Source organism: Bradyrhizobium sp. USDA 3315 (assembly GCF_054056795.1).
Genome location: NZ_JBSRYP010000001.1, coordinates 7,878,293 through 7,894,256, shown reverse-complemented (window position 1 = coordinate 7,894,256; position 15,964 = coordinate 7,878,293). Strand labels below are relative to the sequence as shown.

Here is a 15,964-nt window from a genome sequence, read left to right as displayed (position 1 = left end):
CCGTCGGGGACCTGCCGCTGGTGTAAATCGACCGGTGGGTCGGCGGTGCGAGCGCCACAAAATCGAGGTGCTGCAAAATTCTAACAATTGTTAGAATTGATCGCACGCGGATGCAAGCAGAACTCATGCGAATCCCTCAGGCTTTCCGGAAGCGCGGCAGAGTTATGTCGTCAGAGACCTGGTCGAATGCGAGCTCGACCTCCATGTCGAAGGTGACGTCCGCCGGATCGCTCCCCGTCAGGGTGCTGATCATGCGTGGCCCTTCGTCGAGTTCGACGAGCAACACGGCATAGGGGACATCCGCCTTGAATGCGGGGCCGGGAGCCCGGTAGACCACGCTGAAGGAGTGCACTTTGCCGCGGCCGGTCGCGGGCCTGTGCACGAGCTCATCGCCGCCGCATTCGCGACATGTGGTTTGCTGGTAGTACTGCACGTTGCGGCATCGGCGGCAGTGCTGCAACAGGAGCTTGCCTTGGCGCAAGCCACGCCAGAATGCGGTCGTATCGGCATCCGGCGCGGGCAGGGGCTTTCGAGTGGAATTTTCGGATGCCATCACAGCGTTCCCTCAGTGCCCAGAATGGTCGTGGCATTGGTGGCGAATCCCGCTCCGAGGCTGTGCACCAGCCCGAGCGCGGCGCCGTCGACCTGCCGCTCGCCGCATTGGCCGCGCAGCTGCGCGATCACCTCATGGAAGTGAAACAGGGCGCCAGGCATTCCGGAATGCGCGAATGACAGCAGGCCGCCATGGGTGTTGGAGGGTATTTGGCCGCCGTAGCTCATTTGTCCGTCGGCGACGAACGGGCCGCCTTCACCCTTCCGGCAGAAGCCGAGGTCCTCAAGCATCATCACCACGGTGCCCGTGAAGCAGTCATAGATGCCGGCGACATCCATATCGCGCGGCTGGTAGCCGGCCATTGCATAGGCTCTCCGGCTGGATTCGACAGCACCGGTCGTGGTCAGGGACGGCATCAGGAAGATGTGCTCGTGGGTGTAGCATTCGCCGCAACCGAGGACGACAATCGGCTTCTCGATTCCGAGAGCCTTCGCATGTTCGGCCGACGTGAGGACAAATGCCGCGCCGCCGTCCGAGATCAGCGAACAGTCGAGCTTGTGATAGGGCGTGGTGACCATAGGCGAATTCAGCACGTCCGCTGCGGTGATCGGCGTCGTCTGCTGCGCGCCGGGGGTCCGCGCCGCGTGACGCCTGTGCACGACGGCGACCTCCGCCAGCTGCTCGGGCGTGGTGCCGAACTCCCTCATATGTCGGTGTGCGGTCATTGCGAAGGTGTTGGCAACCGGAATGCCGAACGGCATCTCGTATTGCTGATCCCGGCTTTCTGTGAGCGAACGCAGCGCCAGATCCGGCGTCAGCCCCGTCATCAGGCTGTCGGCAGCGACCAGCAGCACCACCTTGGCGAGTCCGCCGTGAACGGCGGCCGCACCAATGCTGAACATCGTCGCCGCCGTGGCGCCGGACACCTGCAACGTGTTTGAGAAGGTCGGACGCATTCCAAAATATTCGCTGAAGGCAACGCTGAAGCGATGGAACGGGGAAGCGAAGGCATGGCTCGACAGCACGCCATCCACCTGGCTCTTGGCGAGCCCGGCGTCGGCGAGTGCGTTTGCCGCGGCCTCTGCCGCAAGCGAGAGTGGACTGCGGCCTGGTACCTTGCCGACCGCCGACAATCCGATGCCGATGACGGCAACCTTTCCTCTCAGGCTGGTGTCGCTCATGTGGAGGCTTTCAGCAGGCGCTCGAGTTCGTGGCGCTGGACCTTGCCACTTGTCGAGCGAGGGAATTCACCAAAGGCAATGAAACGGAATTCGCGCGGCCGCTTGTAGCTCGCCAGCTCGCGGCGGCACAGTTCGGTGAGCTCGGCTACCGTCATTGCGGCCCCTTCGCGGCAAGCGACAAAGGCGACGGGGGCCTCTCCCCACCTTGGGTCAGCAGCGCGGACGACTGCGACTTCCGCGATCCGATCGTCACCTAGCAGGACGCGTTCGATTTCGGCGGGATAGATATTCTCGCCGCCCGACTTGATCAGGTATTTGGCGCGGTCGACGAAATCGAGCGATCCGTCGGTGTTGCGCCTGAACACGTCGCCCATGTGAAACCAGCCGCCGCGGAAGTCGCGCGTGTTAGTCTCGTCCGCGCGCCAATAGCCGGAGAATAGTGTCGGGCTGCGGATGGCCAACTCGCCGGGCTCGCCGAGCGCGACCTCGTTGTCGGAGGTGTCCACCAGCTTGATCTGGCAGAACGCATTTTGCCGCTTGGACAGGCTGGCCGGCACATCGCCTGGCGCAATCAGCGCGCGCGTCGCCGGCGGCAGGCCGGTCTCGGTCGAGCCGAAGCTGTTGAGATAGGGGGCGCCGAGCATTTCGGTGACCTCGGCAATGGCGTGCGGGGCGACCAGATCCGCCATGGCTCCGCACACCCGCACTCCCTTCACCTTGATGCGTTGCCCTTTCAGACCATCGATAAGAGCCTCTACCATGCCGGGAATGAGGACCAGCCAGCCGATGTCGTGTTGGGAAACGGCCGTCAGCAGCGGTTCAAGCTGGAAGCCGTCGATCACAACGACAATTCCGCCGCGCAGCAGGGTGGCGAGCGCATGATCGGTCGAGGCCATGTGGAACAAGGGGGCCCATGCGACGAATGTGTCGTGCGGAGCGATACCGAGTTCGGAGGAGAACACCAACGCCCGCATGACCATCGCGCGGTGCGAAATCACGGCACCTTTCGGCAGGCCGGTCGTTCCGCTGGTGTAGAGAATGACGAGCCCATCTTCCGGTTGGGCGACAGACGGGGGTGCCCGCCCGTCCGCTCGCGCGAGTTCGCTTTCGTATTGAGGTCCGATCTCCAGGACTGGATTCGCCTTGGCGGCCGGCAGAAGGCTTGCCGCGAGGTCTCCCTCGACCAGCAGCAGCTTGGGCGACACCAGTTCGATGCAATAGGAGAGCTCGCGCTCCGACAACCGCCAGTTAAGGCAAGCCGTGATGATCCCGAGATTGGCGGCCGCCAACTCGATCTCGAGATATTCGGGACGGTTGCGCGACAGCAGGCCAAGCCGGTCGCCGCGTTGCAGGCCCCGCGCGGCAAGCAGGACGGTCAACCGACGGACCCGGTCGCGCAACTCCCCATAAGTCACGTGCCGGCCGCGGTATTCGATCGCAGGCCTGTTGGCATGAAGCTCCGCGCAGGCCTCGAACAGTGCACCGACGGTTCCGATGCCGGATCCGCCGCCTGTCTGGATACTGAGCCCGGTTTCCATCAACGTTTCCTCGAGCGCTGTCTTTCGACCTTCTTGTTTCGAGCCAGTGCTTGCGCCGGCCGACTACAAATTCTAACATCTGTTAGAAATAATTGGTAGCGCTTCTTAGGCGCCAAAAGCGGGAAGATCAATATGTCCAATCGGTACGCGGCCTACACGAGGTTGAAGCTCGACTATCCGGCCGAAAGGATCCTTCGGATCACTTTCGACCGACCGGAGACCTATAACTCCGTCGACGCCGAGACCCATACACAGCTCACTCACATCTGGAGAGACATCGACAGCGATCCCGACATCAGCGCGGTGATTGTCACGGGGGCGGGCAAGGCATTCTCGGCCGGCGGCGATTTCGAGTTGATCAAGTCACTGCTCGACAATCCGGCCGCGCGGATGGCGACCTGGAAAGAGGCCAAGGATCTCGTCTACAACGTCATCAACTGCAACAAGCCAATCATCTCGGCGATCAACGGCGTCGCCGTGGGCGCCGGCCTCGTCGTCGGGATCCTTGCCGACGTGTCGATCTGTGGCAAATCGGCGCGGATCGTGGACGGCCACACCCGGCTCGGTGTCGCCGCTGGCGACGTCGCCTGTATCATCTGGCCGCTGCTCTGCGGACTGGCGAAGGCAAAGTACTATCTGCTCACGTGCAAGCCGCTGTCGGGTGAGGAAGCCGAGCGGATCGGCCTGGTTTCGCTGTGCGTCGAAGATGCGGAGCTGCAAGGCATCGCATTGGAAACGGCGCAGGATCTCGCCACCGGTGCACAGAGTGCGATCCGCTGGACCAAATATGCGTTGAACAACTGGCTTCGCGTCAACGGACCGCTGTTCGACACGTCAACCGCCCTCGAAATCCTCGGCTTTGCCGGCAATGAAGCCCGCGAAGGCCTGGCCTCGCACCTTGAGAAGCGCAAGCCAGCTTTCCCCAAGGACTGCCCGATCTAGGATCGTCTGATCCCCGTCAAGGCAACCGACCTGAGTGGTTGCCTTGATGTCTGGCTTCACGCCATGCGACGTCGCCTGGACCGGGCCAATCCGGGCCGACAGCTATCCCTTGAGCTTCTGACGGATATGGTCGATCGCCTCGGGGTTGGCGAGCGCCGACAGATCGCCGGGGTCCTTGTCTTCGAAGACTGCGCGAAGCACGCGGCGCATGATCTTCATGTTGCGCGTCTTCGGCAGGTCATCGACCAACAATACCCTTTCCGGGCGGTACGAGGTGCCCATTCCGTGCACCAGGGCCTGGGCAAGCTCTTCCGACAGCGCGCGGAGGTCTTTCGCACCAGGGCTCGGCACGCAAGCACAAACGATAGCGGAACCTTTGACTGGATGCGGGACGCTGAAGACGGCAGCTTCCGCGACCTTGCCGGTTGCGGTCAGCACGCCCTCGAGCTCTGCCGGACCGACGCGCTTGCCCGAAATCTTGAGGGTGTCGTCCGAGCGGCCAAGAATGTAGTAGAGACCGTCCTTGCCGCGCATGGCAAAGTCGCCATGCACCCAGATTCCCGGAATCGTATTCCAGTAGCTCTCGAGATAGCGCTGGTCGCCCTTCCAAAGGCTCTTGGTGAGCCCGATCGATGCATGACGCAGCACCAATTCGCCGACCTCGCCGTCGGGGACAGGGTTACCCGCCATGTCGACGATATCCGCGCCGACTCCGAGGGCCGGCCGGGAGAACGAACATGGGTTCATTGGATGGTTCGGGGTGCCGGTAAAGATGCAGCCGCCGACTTCCGTTCCGCCGGAGATATTGATGATTGGGATCTTTGACTTGCAGACGTGTTCGAAGAACCATCGCCACGGTGTCTCCGTCCAGGCCTCGCCGCCTGAAGCAGTCATTCGCAGACTCGAGAGATCGTACCGTTCGACCTCCTCGCCATGGCGCATCATGCCGCGCACGATGGTCGGTGAAACACCGAGATAGGTGACCTTGTGATCGGCGATCAGGCGCCAGAAGCGTCCCGTATCGGGATAATCGGGCGTCCCCTCGGCCACGAGGAGTCTGCCGCCAGCGAAGCTTGGAATGCAGGCGCACATCGCGCCTACCATCCATCCCATGTCGCTGAAGAAGAAAAACAGGTCCGTTGGCTTGAAGTCGCCGCAGATGATCATATCCCGCGTCACCATTGAGCCAATGAAGCTGATATGCGTCCACACGCAGCCCTTTGGTTCGCCGGTCGTACCCGACGTGTAAAGAAGGATGGCGGGATCTTCCGCGTCCATCTCGACGGTCGGAAGATTTGCTTCCTCCTTGGCGATCTCATCCCACCAGTGGTCGCGTCCCACCTGGATGGGGGTGTCGACGCCGAGCCCGCCGCGGTTTGCCACGATCACGTGCTGGACGGTTGGTGCGGTCTCCAGTGCCTCGTCGAGAACCGATTTCAGCGGAGCCGGCGCGCCTCGACGCCAGGTACCGTTCGCGGTGATGACGGCCTTCGCCTCACCATGGTTGAGCCGCGCCCTGATCGGGTCGGGACCGAAGCCGGAGAACAGGGGCATCACGATCGCCCCGATCTTCAGGATTGCAAAGAAAGCCATGAAGGTTTCGGGCAGGTTGGGCATGTAAATCGCGACGACGTCGCCCTTGCCGATTCCGAGCTTGCGCAGGCCCGATGCTAGCCGTTCGACAGCGGATGCGAACTCGGCGTAGCTCAGTCGCCGCTGCTCGCGTCTGTCTTCGCCTTCCCAGACCAGGAATGTCTTGTCCCAGACTTCAGTTCCGCGGTGCTTGTCGATGCAATTGAGGACGATGTTCGTGGTCCCGCCAACGCACCAGCGCGCCCACGGTTCGCCCTGTGCAAGATCAAGGATCTTCTCGGGCTTGCGATAGAAGCGAACGTCACAGAACCCGAACACTTCCTGCGCGAGCCAGGCTGGATCGATGTCGGCCTTGGCCGCCAGCGTGTCATAGTTCGGCTGCCCCGTGGCGCGAAGAAACGCGCTCAGGTTGCTCTTCTCCACCAGTTCCGCGGGGGGCGTCCAGAGATACGCCATCTTGCTTCCTCCTGCCTCAAGAGCTGCGCCATGTTCTTGCATCTGGCGTGCGGCGATGTATTCTAACAAATGTTAGAATTCAAGGAAGAAGATATCGTGGTTGAAAAAGAGCAAGTCAGCTATTCGGTCGAAGAGGGCATCGCGACCGTCACCATCGACCGTCCCGAACGCAAGAACGCGCTCTCGGTCGAGGCGATGAACGGCCTGACCGACGCCTGGGACAGGGTCGAAGCCGACGCCTCCGTCCGCGCGATCATCCTCACCTCAACAGATTGCGGGGTATTCTGCGCAGGGTTGGATCTGAAGCAGGCCGCAGAAATCCGGGCGAGGGACGGGGTGGATATCCTGACGCTGATGCGGGATCCCATGCAGCACGCGATGCAGAAGGTCTCCAAGCCCATCATTGCTGCCATGACGGGATCTTTGATGGCCGGCGGGATGATGCTTGCGCTGAAGTGTGACTTGAGGATCGGGCTGCGCGGCACCCGTGCGGGAATAACCGAGGTCAAGATGGGGCGCGGGTCCCCGTGGGCGGTGCCGATGCTTTGGATGGTGCCGCAGCCGCTGCTGATGGAGATGGTTCTGACGGGCGAGACGATCGCGATCGAACGGCTCGCGGAGCAGGGGTTCCTGAACTCGCTTGAGGACACGCCAGAGGCTGTGCGCGAACGGGCGCTTGAATTGGCGCGGAAGATCGTCGAGGGCGCACCACTGTCGGTCAAGGCGGCCAAGGCAAGCGTGCTTGCCGCAATGGACCTGGGGCTTGCACAGGGCCTCGTTGAGGCGGAGCGGCTGCATAAAGAGGTCTATGCCAGTCTCGATGCGATCCAAGGGCCGAAGGCGTTCGCAGAGAAGCGAAAGCCGGTCTGGCAGGGCCGATAGATTGCGATCAGGGCTTGTTGACGCCTTCGAAGATCAGCGTCTCCGTGCGACGGGCTAGTTCGAGCACGGCATCCCTGTTTTCCAGCCTGAACCATTCGATCGTCCAGTTGAGAGCGCCAATCACGAACATGCGCAATGGTACCACCTCCATGTCGGCGCGAATCTCGCCGGCGCGCCGCGCGTCGATGAAGAGCTGGTCCCAATATTCTGCGTATGCGCGCCGCAGCGGTCGGTGCGGCTTCTTCAGTTGCTCCGGCAGTTGCCCGTAGATTCGAATGTTGGCTGAGGTGAAGTCACTCGTCTCGAGGAGCGCGACGAGATGGGCTTCGATTGCAAGACCAATCTTGCGCCGGTGCGATACCTTTCCGGCACGTTCGACCGAGTTCTTCACGGTCTCGAACACGTGGCGGAGGCCGCGGTCCAGCACTTCGTCGAGAATCTGCTCCTTGGAGTCGAAATGGTAGTAAATGCTACCGGCCTTGATCTTGGCCCTGGCTGCGATCTGGCGCAGGGTGGTGGCTGAAAATCCCTGTCGGCGAAACAGCTGGGCCGCGGAATGCAGGATGAGGTCTCGCGACCGCTCGGATTTAGGGGTTGCGATCGCAGAGGTTTTTTCGGGCTCGGCCTTGCGCCCTCGGCTGGTGGATGGGACTTTCGGCCGGCGCGCCGCCGGCCTCGGGCCAGACCGGTCACCGGAACGCAGGGTTGACCGCACCGCCTTCATGCTTACCGCAAGCTCCATCTCGAAATATTGGCCTGCCGGCTCGTGCAACCAATGATCGCTGTCGAAGCAGATTCCGCTGCGTATGGCAACATCTGACAGAAGGCGTCAGCGATTGATCATTATCCATCGTCAGCCCTTTGCTCGGGCAGTGAGCGGGCCCCAGTGCTTTGCCTATGGTGCCGCTCGCTGGCGCCGTCCTGTTGAAATTTGCTCAACTTGGTCGGCAGTGGTTAGAACGAGAACTTAGGTTTTTCAATTGGTTAGGAGGTTGCGTGCGCACCGGGAGGTCAAGAAGAATCCGACGACAGTCAACGCGACAGCGCCCGCGCGCAATTATCGCGCCAGATAATTCCAAGAGTAATCGCCGCACCGTCACTCCGGCGGCTGCCAAGCGCACTTCGCTTGCTTACCGCTTCGCTGCTCTCGCAGTGCCCTTCGGGAAGCTGCGGGAAGACAATGACTCTTTGGACCCACGACGTGTTGATTGTCGCGACGGGGAGGCTTGTTTCGAACACCTGCTTAATGCTTGGTCAATCGGCCTCGAGAGGGGGACTGCTCTAGCGTCGCCGCCGCGCGCATAATTGAGTTAGCTGCGGCATCGATCGTCGCCGCGCGAAACGGAAGAATCTCGGCCTGTCGAGATTTCCTGAACGTCAATCGAGGTTTCAGAGCCCTGCGAATCGGGAGCAAATGGAAGTCCAAAAACGAGACATTGTCGCTTCGCATGCGGGCGGCAATCCGGCACCAGCGATACAAACAGCTATCGCAATTGCAGCGAGATGATCGATCCTCATGGCGATGGTCCTTGCATCGGCCCCATCAATCAACAGTACACTTTTGGAATTGGTTCCCGAGCGCGAGCGATTTCCTACCCGCGCCGGCGGAGCCCGTCACTCTGCAAGATCAATGCTTTGCTGCGGCTCTGTGCGCCCTAGACTCCTCATTCCATTTGCGATCAAAATTGGGGAACGAGATGCCTCGCCAGGACGTTAATTGGCCAATGAGACCGCCGCTCGCTGGTGAACAAACCGGCGCATGTCGCGGATAGCCAAAGGTCTTAGTAAAGACCCGCTGTCGTGAAAGCCAGCGCTCGCGCAAGATAGCCAAAGGCGGCGGTCTCCCGTTTTATTCAAATACGCCAGCCGCCCCCGAGCAGTTGCGGGGCGCGTATTGCGGCGTGATGGTTGCGTTTGTTCATTCCGAGCAGAGGTTTGTAATCCGCAGCCGCATCGACATCTACATCGACTACTTTTACAGATCGGCGAGATGCTGTGAGCGTCGCTGAAACCAGGGACGAAACTCTCACCCGCCTCAAATGGAGATCGACCGGGTTCGCGAGTTGTAAGAGCGTCGCTCTCAATGAGCCGGGAGCCGCTTCAAGAGCGGGTCGGATTGATAGATCGCCTGTCTTGGGGATGCTTGTCGATGGTCCTCTTCGCGGCAGCAATCGCTTCCTGCGTACTCTGATAGGTCATCGTCCTGACGGTTTGACCGCCCCCGAGAGGCGTGATCTCGACCAGGAAACCGCCACCAGGCTGTTCGATGACCACTAGTCGGTGCGCCGAATATTCGAGTTCGTCTGCCACGTCCGCGGTTCCAACCCTGTTTCCAGACAAAACCGCCGCAGGGTTCTGACGTTCCAATAGAGCAGGCTCGACCCACCGTGACCGCTCTCCGATCACGGCTCCACGATTATACGGAATGCGTTCCTTTGCGCGGCCATCGCTCGGGCTCGCTCCAGCGCCGCGGGGCCATGTCGGGGCCAGGATCGCCTACCTTGCAGACGGCAACGATCCGGCTGTACTGGTCTTTGTCTTTCGGACTGCAGATCACCGGTCGCTTAACCAGGTAGAGGAGAACGTCCAACGCGGTCGCAGATTGTTGCGCATCTGAAGGCAGGATCGAGAAAAGTCGCGCCTGGAGAACGCCAATCGACAAGCAGTCGGTCAAGTACACACTGAGCGCCGTGCCTCTTGCTCCGACTTCACTGAATTGCAGCCATAGCAACGAAACACATGGACCGCTTCGTACTTGCCGACAGAGGGCAGCTCGGCCAACAACGTCATATGACGCCCGCAAGCGTCACATTTGCATGCGAGCGCTTCGATCTCTTGCCTGGACATTGTTGGCTTAGCGAACGTCCCCATGCGCTATTTGCCGAGGGAACGATCATGATCCTCAAAACACGCCCGTTGTATCCGTGCGAATACGGACACTTCGTTTTTAGCAATACGATTCGCGATCTTGATAGACCGTATGGGTCATTCACATGCTCCAAATGGGCTAAGCGTCCGGCGCAGTCGCAGTGTGTAGAATGTTGGACGTCAACATCTCATAGTGAGCGGCATGACGATCAAGACGCCTCATTTTCAGCCCGCGAAGACAAAGGACGGTCGCTGGTTTGTCGCCGTCAAGACCGGCAATGGGCCCGATTCCCACATCGGAGATTTCGATACGGAAGCCGACGCCGAGCGCTGGATCGCAACCAAAGCGAAGTATTGGCCCGGTAGAGAGAGAGCTGAAGCGCCGGGCTCCACTCTCCTCCGGCCCCAGGCGAGCGATCCTAGCTCAAATGGATCAGATGAAAGCGAATGGCCGCCTTGCAGTGCGAAACCAAGGCAGTCTCATTTACGTTCCCGACTGGTCGGCTATCGCTTCTGTTTGAGGCAGGGGCAATTGGAACTGGCCGGCAGGGGCCGTCCGCTTTCCCAAGTTACGGACGGCCCCAACTTCGGCATCACAAACCAGAACCCATCGCAGCGGCAACTACTGGACTTTGAAAAGTGGGCGATGAGCTCCCGTCTCCGCCGGGACGCGGTGTGGGGCAAAAGTAGTAGCGCGCCGCAGCACTAGAAATCCTGGTGGAGGAAATCTGAGGCGAAGCCGTAATGAGGAGAGCAGGTTGGCGGCTGGCTATTGCAGCCCCAGGACGCTTAGGAACAGTCAGCGTGCGGTGGACGTTGATGCTCAGGCAAAAAGCCTGTTGGTGCGTGGATCACGTACGAGCGTCGCGTACAGGCGCAAGGAAGCTTACATGGCTGACGAATTTTCCATGGCGCCGACCGCTACGCCAGAACAGCGAATAAATCAGGCATCAGAAGCGATCCGTCGTATGGCTGAAGACAACGTGTTCGAACCTCAACCGCAGCAGGAGCGGTGGCTGCATCATTTGAGCAAAGCGACGAAGGTGGCTCCGCTTCAATCCATTGCAGCCGCATTTCTGCTTGGGGTCGTCCTGGCTCGTCGCTAGTTGCAACATTGGTTGGGCGTAAAAAAGCGCCGCGACGGCATCCATTCGCAGGTCAGCTTCTCACTGAAAAGCGGTCGAACGCAGTCAGTATCTGGATCTGGATATCAACTTCCGCCTGATAGATCGTTTTCTGCAGGTATTCGATTTCGATATTCTGATTGCTCTCGTCGACATCGATGTACCACGACCGCGGCCGGCCGTCGGCGCCATCGCTCCAGCGATAGCCCCGCCGCTTGAGCGCGTCCTTGAGCTCGAAGGGGGACCGCTCGGCCCAGATCCTGATTGTCTTGCGGCGCGCACGCTCGAGCAGCATGGAGAGCACGGTGCGATCGAGCCGGGGCAGGTTGATCGCGAGGATCTCCAGCAGGCCAGGCAATCGTCGACCGCTCGGTGCGCCTCATGAAACAGTCCGGCCTTCATCAGGAGGTAGGACAACCGCGAACCCTCGAACCCATGGCCGCGCCATTCGACCTCGCTGACCGAGCAGGCCCAGGCCTTGAGCGCGAAGAGTGCCGCGTAGCGCTCCATGAATTTGCGGTCGAAACCCGCATTGTGGGCGATAACCACGACCGCATCGGAGGCGAATTCGTTGATGCGCGCCTCATCGAGAGCATGGCCTTCGACCATCTCGTCGGTGATGCCGGTCAGCGCCGTGATCTCCGTGGGAACGGCGATCGACGGCTGGTTGAAGCAGCTGAAAGTATCTATGACCCGTCCGATCCTCCCGTCCGGAAGATAGGTGAACTTGACCATCCCGAGCTCGATGATCTCGTCGCGGGCCGGATCGAGGCCGGTGGTCTCGACGTCGAGCAGGACCGCGGTCTTGGTCGATTGCCCGTCGCTCGGCGTAAAGTCGGAGCGAGGAACCAGCCGGCGCAGCACCCGGTAGTCGGGTGACTGTTCCAGCATCCCGGCGATCTCGGCGAGGGGCGGTTGAACGGTCATGTCGTGTGGCGGACGATCATTGGGTCGAAAGTTCGCCAGTCTAGCCGATCGGACCAGTCCAGGCACCGCAGTGCCTGTGGATAGTTTTGCGGTGCGCGTAGATGGCCGCCGCTCCGCATGGACTTCTCCGTGGAACCGGCGCGTCGGTATCTCCGATCACATTATTCGGAAAAGCCGAAATAGAACTGGACGGACCACCCAACTCGCTTTTCGCAGGGGACGCGGCTCGTGGGCAAGTACGATAGCGTCGTGGCGTTCGGCCAGAAGCGTGCACTGGTCGTCTGGACACGGCTGATCCTGCCGAACGGCAATTCGATCGTGATCGAGAGCCTTCCGGCGACCGACGTCGCAGGCTACGCCGGCCTTGAGGACGAGGTGGACTTCCACACCTGGCAGTTGCTCAAGGGCGTGGCCCTGGCGACTTTGATCGGGGTCGGGACCCAACTTTCGATCGGCAACGATGAGAGCGATCTTGTCAAGGCGTTGCGGGAGAGCACGCAGCAAACGACCAATCGAGCGGGACAGCGGCTGGTGGAGCGGGAGCTCGATGTGCAGCCGACAATCACGGTGCGGCCGGGTTGGCCGCTACGGGTGATTGTTTCGAAGGATCTGGTGCTGAAGCCTTATCAGGACGTTGAGACAGTTGCGAAGGGCAGGTGAGGGATGAAGCTTGCGAAGTTGCCTGACCGCAGTCCCGTGAAGATCACCATTGTGTTTACTCCGGTACTTGCGCAACGGCTACGAGAGTACGCTGATTTCTATGCCGAGACTTATGGCAGTCGGGAGGAGGTTTCCGAGCTGATACCATTTATGCTTGAGGCGCTTCTCGCGAGCGATTCGGAATTCAAGAGAGGAAAGAAAAAATCAGGATCGCTATAATATGAGCAGCAGGTCTTGACGGTTGATTCTGAGAATTGGGCTCGGTACTAGCTTGGGCGAGCGCAGTCTTAACATACTCTGTCGTCAGCCAGACGGTAAGCAATCTCGAAACAAGTGCTCTGGGTAATGGCAGCAGCGGCGCGCAAGGAAAATGGATGTGCGCCTTTCTACAACGAGCCAACCTCGCCCCGCGAGCGGGGCGAGGTACTCAGGCTCAGGTGCCTTCGAACTTGAACGACACGCTGAGCTTGGCGCGATAGGCCTCTACTTTTCCCTTATCGTCCAGTTGCATATCGAGTTTGACGACCTCTGCAACACGAAGGTCTCGGAGAGATTTTGCAGCTTGCTCGACCGCATTGGCGGCGGCTTTTTCCCAGGAGTCTTTGCTAGTACCGACCAGTTCAATGACCTTGTAAACGCTTTCAGCCATTTCGTTCTCCTGTTCAGTAAGAAGCAGGCAGCAGGTGCTCCCTGCCGTTGACGAATCTAGCACCAAGACGTCGGCGCTGATACACGCGTCGGCGAACTCGAGCGGCCGGCCGTGTTGGGTCAGCGGATACCGCGCGGTATCATGGCCTTGATCGTGTGCATGCCAATGATGCGAAAGCAGTCGATCGTCGCCAGCCGAATTGGACAGGACGCCGATACGCGCGCTCCCACGACCTGCCGGAGATCTCGTCGATGCTGACGTCGGCTCGCGCTGGCTTTGACCGGGGTGGTTTCCCCGCGCCGGACAAGCCTGGGTCATTGAGTGTCGACATTGCCCCACCGGGAGGAGCTACTGATGGATCGCAGATCCGTACGTTAAAGGAATAGCCGCGGGGTCAGTGCTCTAGCACTACTTTGGCAGATTGTGTTTTCGCCGCTGTTTTTCAGGGATTTCCTTTCGGCAATATGGGCACTGCTGAGGCGGCGGCCGAAGGATGAGATCGACGATGGCGTGACGTACGGCTGGCATGGTTGGCTGAGGCGGAGGCCCGTTGATTCTTTTTTTTCCGCCCCGCGTATGCGAGGCGACGATGTTGCAGGAAGGCGTAGGCAATCATTGTCATCAAGGCGTGGCGATGAAGACCTTGCCATGACCGCCCTTCGAAGTGATCAAGTCCAAGCTCCTCCTTCAGCTGTTGATGCGCCTGCTCACAAATCCACCGTGCCTTGATGGTGGCGGCCAGCGTGCGCAGATCCGTCGCCGCCGGAAGATTGGCGAGATAGTATTTCTTCTCCCCGGAGGCACGTTGCTCGCCAATGAGCCAGGCTTCGTCGCCTGGCAGATGCTGCTGACCTTTATCCCATATTCGCTGCGGAGGGCCGTCGGCGGTCCGGACACGGAGAGCAGCAAATTGGGCTTTAAGCCGACCTTTCGTCCCGCTACGCCAACTCACGGTTTTCCATTTGGCGCTGGCCAGCATTTGTTCGGCCGCAATCGATAAGATATCGGGCACGTGGTGCTTTCGTGGTTTGCCACGGACTTTGGTGATCGGCCAAATGAGCTTCACATCGACCGGATACACTTTCTGGTGCCGAGGGATACCGACAGCCCAGGTCAGCCCGCGCTCTGTTAGCCCTTGTCGAAACGGTGCGCTGAGGCCGTATCCTGCATCCGCCAGCACACATCCAAAGCGCATGTTGGCTGCCATCGCGCGGTCAATCTCGGCCAAAGCGATCTCCGGCTTGGACCGTGGCGTTCGGTGTTCGACTGGCACGCGAGCGCGCTTCAAACGAGACATGTCGCTTGTCCAGCTGTCAGGCAGAAAGAGACGTAACGCGACCATCACTGGCACTTCGCCGCGTGCAAGCGTTAAAGACACCAGCGTTTGGCAATTTGCGGTTTTACCGAGAGCCGACGCGTATTGAGCCGCAACACCGACCGATCGCTCACCCTTCTTGGGAAGTGAGGTGTCATCGATAACCAGCATCGCATCCCTGCCGCCGACAAGTCGGTCCGCCTGGTTGAGCAGCTCCGTCTCCAGCGGCGTCGCATCCCAGACACCGTCCGCAATGAAATGGTGCAACTGGTCGTAGTTGCTCGTGGCAAGGCGTTCCGCCATCGGCTGAACGCTCTTGCGATCGCCCGGACCGATCAATCCCGCAACATACAGAGGACACATCCGCTGCCGGGTCTTATGACCCAGCCGGTCCAAGAACGGCATTAGCCAGCGTTCGAGTTCGTCTTCCCATCTCGGCATGGTCAGCCCTCCAAGAGCCGACCACCCATGAATCATTGAAAAATTGATTCGGGAATCCTATAAAACGCGGCAAAATCAACAATCTGCCAAAGTAGTGCTAGTTCGGCCTCCAGCTCGGCGAAGCGCTTGTATATCCAGGATCGCCCGTCGAACCGTCGCCAGACGCGTCCCCAGGCCAACTCGCTGCTGATTGTTCTCCGCGGGATGATTATGGTCCATACGTGCCAAAGCGACATCCAGTCCGGCTTCGTCATTCGACTTCTTCAATCATGTCGATCGTCCGTGTAGACGAAGCCGACGCGCCGAATATCCTGACGTGACGGCTTCGCCATGGTGGATCCGGATGGAGGGCAAAATCCGGTGCTTCAATCTCTGATCGTTTCTTGATCGAAGCAATCGAACTCGCCGGTTAAGCTTGATGTCGGGCGGAAAGGTTAAATCTGGAACCTCGCTGCTCGAACCAAGCCATTCTAGTTCAGGTTAATCTCGCGACGTCATTACACCTTCAGGTCGTGCCCGATCCATTGCGCCCATTAGGCATTCGGTAATTGCAATCTTTGATCGGCGGTTAACCGGTCTCGCCGAGACTTTACATCCAGCCTCACCGGAGACGTGGAAGTTGTCCTTCCAGCTGACCGTCTTGAAAGTGCTGGCCGGTCAGCCCGCCGGGCGAGCCTCTGTCGCCGAAATCCGGCATGCGGTCGAAATACTGATGAACAGCGGCAAGGATTGGACCGATCGCATGAAGCGATTGGCCGAACAAGCACCTGGTCTGAACATCTTCTCGGCCAGATTTGTGCTTCGCGATGCGGACGGTTGGGAGATCACGGAAGAG

15 protein-coding genes and 2 pseudogenes are annotated in these 15,964 nt (G+C 60.1%); 6 read left to right on the top strand and 11 right to left on the bottom strand.

What is annotated here, in order from left to right; all coding sequences use genetic code 11:
* Positions 1 to 136 precede the first annotated feature (136 nt).
* From ACVIYL_RS37155 to ACVIYL_RS37145, 3 genes are read right to left on the bottom strand one after another with little or no spacing between them, the layout of a single operon-like run.
* Positions 137 to 553 carry a Zn-ribbon domain-containing OB-fold protein gene (locus ACVIYL_RS37155; RefSeq protein WP_253609214.1) on the bottom strand — a complete coding sequence of 139 codons (417 nt, stop codon included), beginning with the start codon at positions 551 to 553 and terminating at the stop codon, positions 137 to 139.
* Positions 553 to 1,734 carry a thiolase C-terminal domain-containing protein gene (locus ACVIYL_RS37150; RefSeq protein WP_253609213.1) on the bottom strand — a complete coding sequence of 394 codons (1,182 nt, stop codon included), beginning with the start codon at positions 1,732 to 1,734 and terminating at the stop codon, positions 553 to 555. The genes ACVIYL_RS37155 and ACVIYL_RS37150 overlap by 1 nt, the downstream gene beginning before the upstream one ends.
* Positions 1,731 to 3,272: a class I adenylate-forming enzyme family protein gene (locus tag ACVIYL_RS37145; RefSeq protein WP_253609212.1), complete on the bottom strand. Its 1,542-nt coding sequence runs from the start codon at positions 3,270 to 3,272 to the stop codon at positions 1,731 to 1,733. The genes ACVIYL_RS37150 and ACVIYL_RS37145 overlap by 4 nt, the downstream gene beginning before the upstream one ends.
* Before the next feature lie 132 nt (positions 3,273 to 3,404).
* Here ACVIYL_RS37145 and ACVIYL_RS37140 point away from each other — a divergent pair, with 132 nt between their 5' ends.
* Positions 3,405 to 4,214, top strand: a complete 810-nt coding sequence (locus ACVIYL_RS37140) for an enoyl-CoA hydratase/isomerase family protein (protein ID WP_057017228.1) — start codon at positions 3,405 to 3,407, stop codon at positions 4,212 to 4,214.
* A 102-nt stretch (positions 4,215 to 4,316) separates the two neighbouring features.
* Here ACVIYL_RS37140 and ACVIYL_RS37135 read toward each other — a convergent pair whose 3' ends face one another.
* Positions 4,317 to 6,263, bottom strand: coding sequence for an AMP-binding protein (locus ACVIYL_RS37135; protein WP_456780891.1), 1,947 nt, complete (start codon positions 6,261 to 6,263; stop codon positions 4,317 to 4,319).
* Between the two features lie 69 nt (positions 6,264 to 6,332).
* On the opposite strand from ACVIYL_RS37135, the gene ACVIYL_RS37130 reads away from it, so the two are divergent.
* Positions 6,333 to 7,145 carry an enoyl-CoA hydratase/isomerase family protein gene (locus ACVIYL_RS37130; RefSeq protein ID WP_253609210.1) on the top strand — a complete coding sequence of 271 codons (813 nt, stop codon included), beginning with the start codon at positions 6,333 to 6,335 and terminating at the stop codon, positions 7,143 to 7,145.
* Between the two features lie 7 nt (positions 7,146 to 7,152).
* On the opposite strand, the gene ACVIYL_RS37125 is transcribed toward ACVIYL_RS37130, so the two are convergent.
* Together ACVIYL_RS37125 and ACVIYL_RS37120 are read right to left on the bottom strand one after the other, a co-directional pair.
* Positions 7,153 to 7,917, bottom strand: a complete 765-nt coding sequence (locus ACVIYL_RS37125; protein WP_253636042.1) for a TetR/AcrR family transcriptional regulator — start codon at positions 7,915 to 7,917, stop codon at positions 7,153 to 7,155.
* 1,328 nt (positions 7,918 to 9,245) lie between these two features.
* Complete coding sequence (locus ACVIYL_RS37120; protein WP_253609208.1) at positions 9,246 to 9,455, bottom strand: hypothetical protein; 210 nt, start codon at positions 9,453 to 9,455, stop codon at positions 9,246 to 9,248.
* A gap of 760 nt (positions 9,456 to 10,215) precedes the next feature.
* Between ACVIYL_RS37120 and ACVIYL_RS37115 the strand changes: the two genes are divergently transcribed.
* Together ACVIYL_RS37115 and ACVIYL_RS37110 are read left to right on the top strand one after the other, a co-directional pair.
* Positions 10,216 to 10,722 carry a hypothetical protein gene (locus tag ACVIYL_RS37115; RefSeq protein ID WP_253609207.1) on the top strand — a complete coding sequence of 169 codons (507 nt, stop codon included), beginning with the start codon at positions 10,216 to 10,218 and terminating at the stop codon, positions 10,720 to 10,722.
* 181 nt (positions 10,723 to 10,903) lie between these two features.
* Positions 10,904 to 11,119, top strand: a complete 216-nt coding sequence (locus tag ACVIYL_RS37110; RefSeq protein WP_253609206.1) for a hypothetical protein — start codon at positions 10,904 to 10,906, stop codon at positions 11,117 to 11,119.
* A 52-nt stretch (positions 11,120 to 11,171) separates the two neighbouring features.
* Here ACVIYL_RS37110 and ACVIYL_RS37105 read toward each other — a convergent pair whose 3' ends face one another.
* Both ACVIYL_RS37105 and ACVIYL_RS37100 read right to left on the bottom strand, forming a co-directional pair.
* On the bottom strand, positions 11,172 to 11,495 hold the full coding sequence (locus ACVIYL_RS37105; protein ID WP_456781986.1) for a hypothetical protein: 324 nt from the start codon (positions 11,493 to 11,495) through the stop codon (positions 11,172 to 11,174).
* A 47-nt stretch (positions 11,496 to 11,542) separates the two neighbouring features.
* Positions 11,543 to 12,028: pseudogene (locus tag ACVIYL_RS37100) on the bottom strand (3'-5' exonuclease); the annotation flags it as partial.
* A 258-nt stretch (positions 12,029 to 12,286) separates the two neighbouring features.
* Between ACVIYL_RS37100 and ACVIYL_RS37095 the strand changes: the two are divergent.
* Both ACVIYL_RS37095 and ACVIYL_RS37090 read left to right on the top strand, forming a co-directional pair.
* A pseudogene (locus ACVIYL_RS37095) lies at positions 12,287 to 12,724 on the top strand (TrbI/VirB10 family protein); the annotation flags it as partial.
* A gap of 3 nt (positions 12,725 to 12,727) precedes the next feature.
* The gene (locus ACVIYL_RS37090) at positions 12,728 to 12,943 is read left to right on the top strand and encodes a DUF2274 domain-containing protein (RefSeq protein WP_212022616.1); all 216 of its coding nucleotides are present in this window, start codon (positions 12,728 to 12,730) and stop codon (positions 12,941 to 12,943) included.
* Positions 12,944 to 13,157: 214 nt separating this feature from the next.
* Here ACVIYL_RS37090 and ACVIYL_RS37085 read toward each other — a convergent pair whose 3' ends face one another.
* The 3 genes from ACVIYL_RS37085 to ACVIYL_RS37075 form a co-directional block, all read right to left on the bottom strand.
* Positions 13,158 to 13,373: a dodecin family protein gene (locus tag ACVIYL_RS37085; RefSeq protein WP_253609203.1), complete on the bottom strand. Its 216-nt coding sequence runs from the start codon at positions 13,371 to 13,373 to the stop codon at positions 13,158 to 13,160.
* 442 nt (positions 13,374 to 13,815) lie between these two features.
* Positions 13,816 to 15,165 (bottom strand): IS701 family transposase, encoded by a 1,350-nt coding sequence (locus ACVIYL_RS37080; RefSeq protein ID WP_456780890.1) that lies wholly within the window; start codon positions 15,163 to 15,165, stop codon positions 13,816 to 13,818.
* Positions 15,162 to 15,383 carry a hypothetical protein gene (locus ACVIYL_RS37075; protein WP_456780889.1) on the bottom strand — a complete coding sequence of 74 codons (222 nt, stop codon included), beginning with the start codon at positions 15,381 to 15,383 and terminating at the stop codon, positions 15,162 to 15,164. The genes ACVIYL_RS37080 and ACVIYL_RS37075 overlap by 4 nt, the downstream gene beginning before the upstream one ends.
* Positions 15,384 to 15,964 lie beyond the last annotated feature (581 nt).

Coding starts and splice junctions, on each gene's coding strand:
- ACVIYL_RS37115 (WP_253609207.1), top strand. CDS start 10,216: ATGACGATCAAGACGCCTCATTTTCAGCCCGCGAAGACAAAGGACGGT.
- ACVIYL_RS37075 (WP_456780889.1), bottom strand. CDS start 15,383: ATGACGAAGCCGGACTGGATGTCGCTTTGGCACGTATGGACCATAATC.
- ACVIYL_RS37085 (WP_253609203.1), bottom strand. CDS start 13,373: ATGGCTGAAAGCGTTTACAAGGTCATTGAACTGGTCGGTACTAGCAAA.
- ACVIYL_RS37130 (WP_253609210.1), top strand. CDS start 6,333: ATGTTAGAATTCAAGGAAGAAGATATCGTGGTTGAAAAAGAGCAAGTC.
- ACVIYL_RS37140 (WP_057017228.1), top strand. CDS start 3,405: ATGTCCAATCGGTACGCGGCCTACACGAGGTTGAAGCTCGACTATCCG.
- ACVIYL_RS37155 (WP_253609214.1), bottom strand. CDS start 553: ATGGCATCCGAAAATTCCACTCGAAAGCCCCTGCCCGCGCCGGATGCC.
- ACVIYL_RS37110 (WP_253609206.1), top strand. CDS start 10,904: ATGGCTGACGAATTTTCCATGGCGCCGACCGCTACGCCAGAACAGCGA.
- ACVIYL_RS37150 (WP_253609213.1), bottom strand. CDS start 1,734: ATGAGCGACACCAGCCTGAGAGGAAAGGTTGCCGTCATCGGCATCGGA.
- ACVIYL_RS37080 (WP_456780890.1), bottom strand. CDS start 15,165: ATGATTCATGGGTGGTCGGCTCTTGGAGGGCTGACCATGCCGAGATGG.
- ACVIYL_RS37090 (WP_212022616.1), top strand. CDS start 12,728: ATGAAGCTTGCGAAGTTGCCTGACCGCAGTCCCGTGAAGATCACCATT.
- ACVIYL_RS37135 (WP_456780891.1), bottom strand. CDS start 6,263: ATGGCGTATCTCTGGACGCCCCCCGCGGAACTGGTGGAGAAGAGCAAC.
- ACVIYL_RS37145 (WP_253609212.1), bottom strand. CDS start 3,272: ATGGAAACCGGGCTCAGTATCCAGACAGGCGGCGGATCCGGCATCGGA.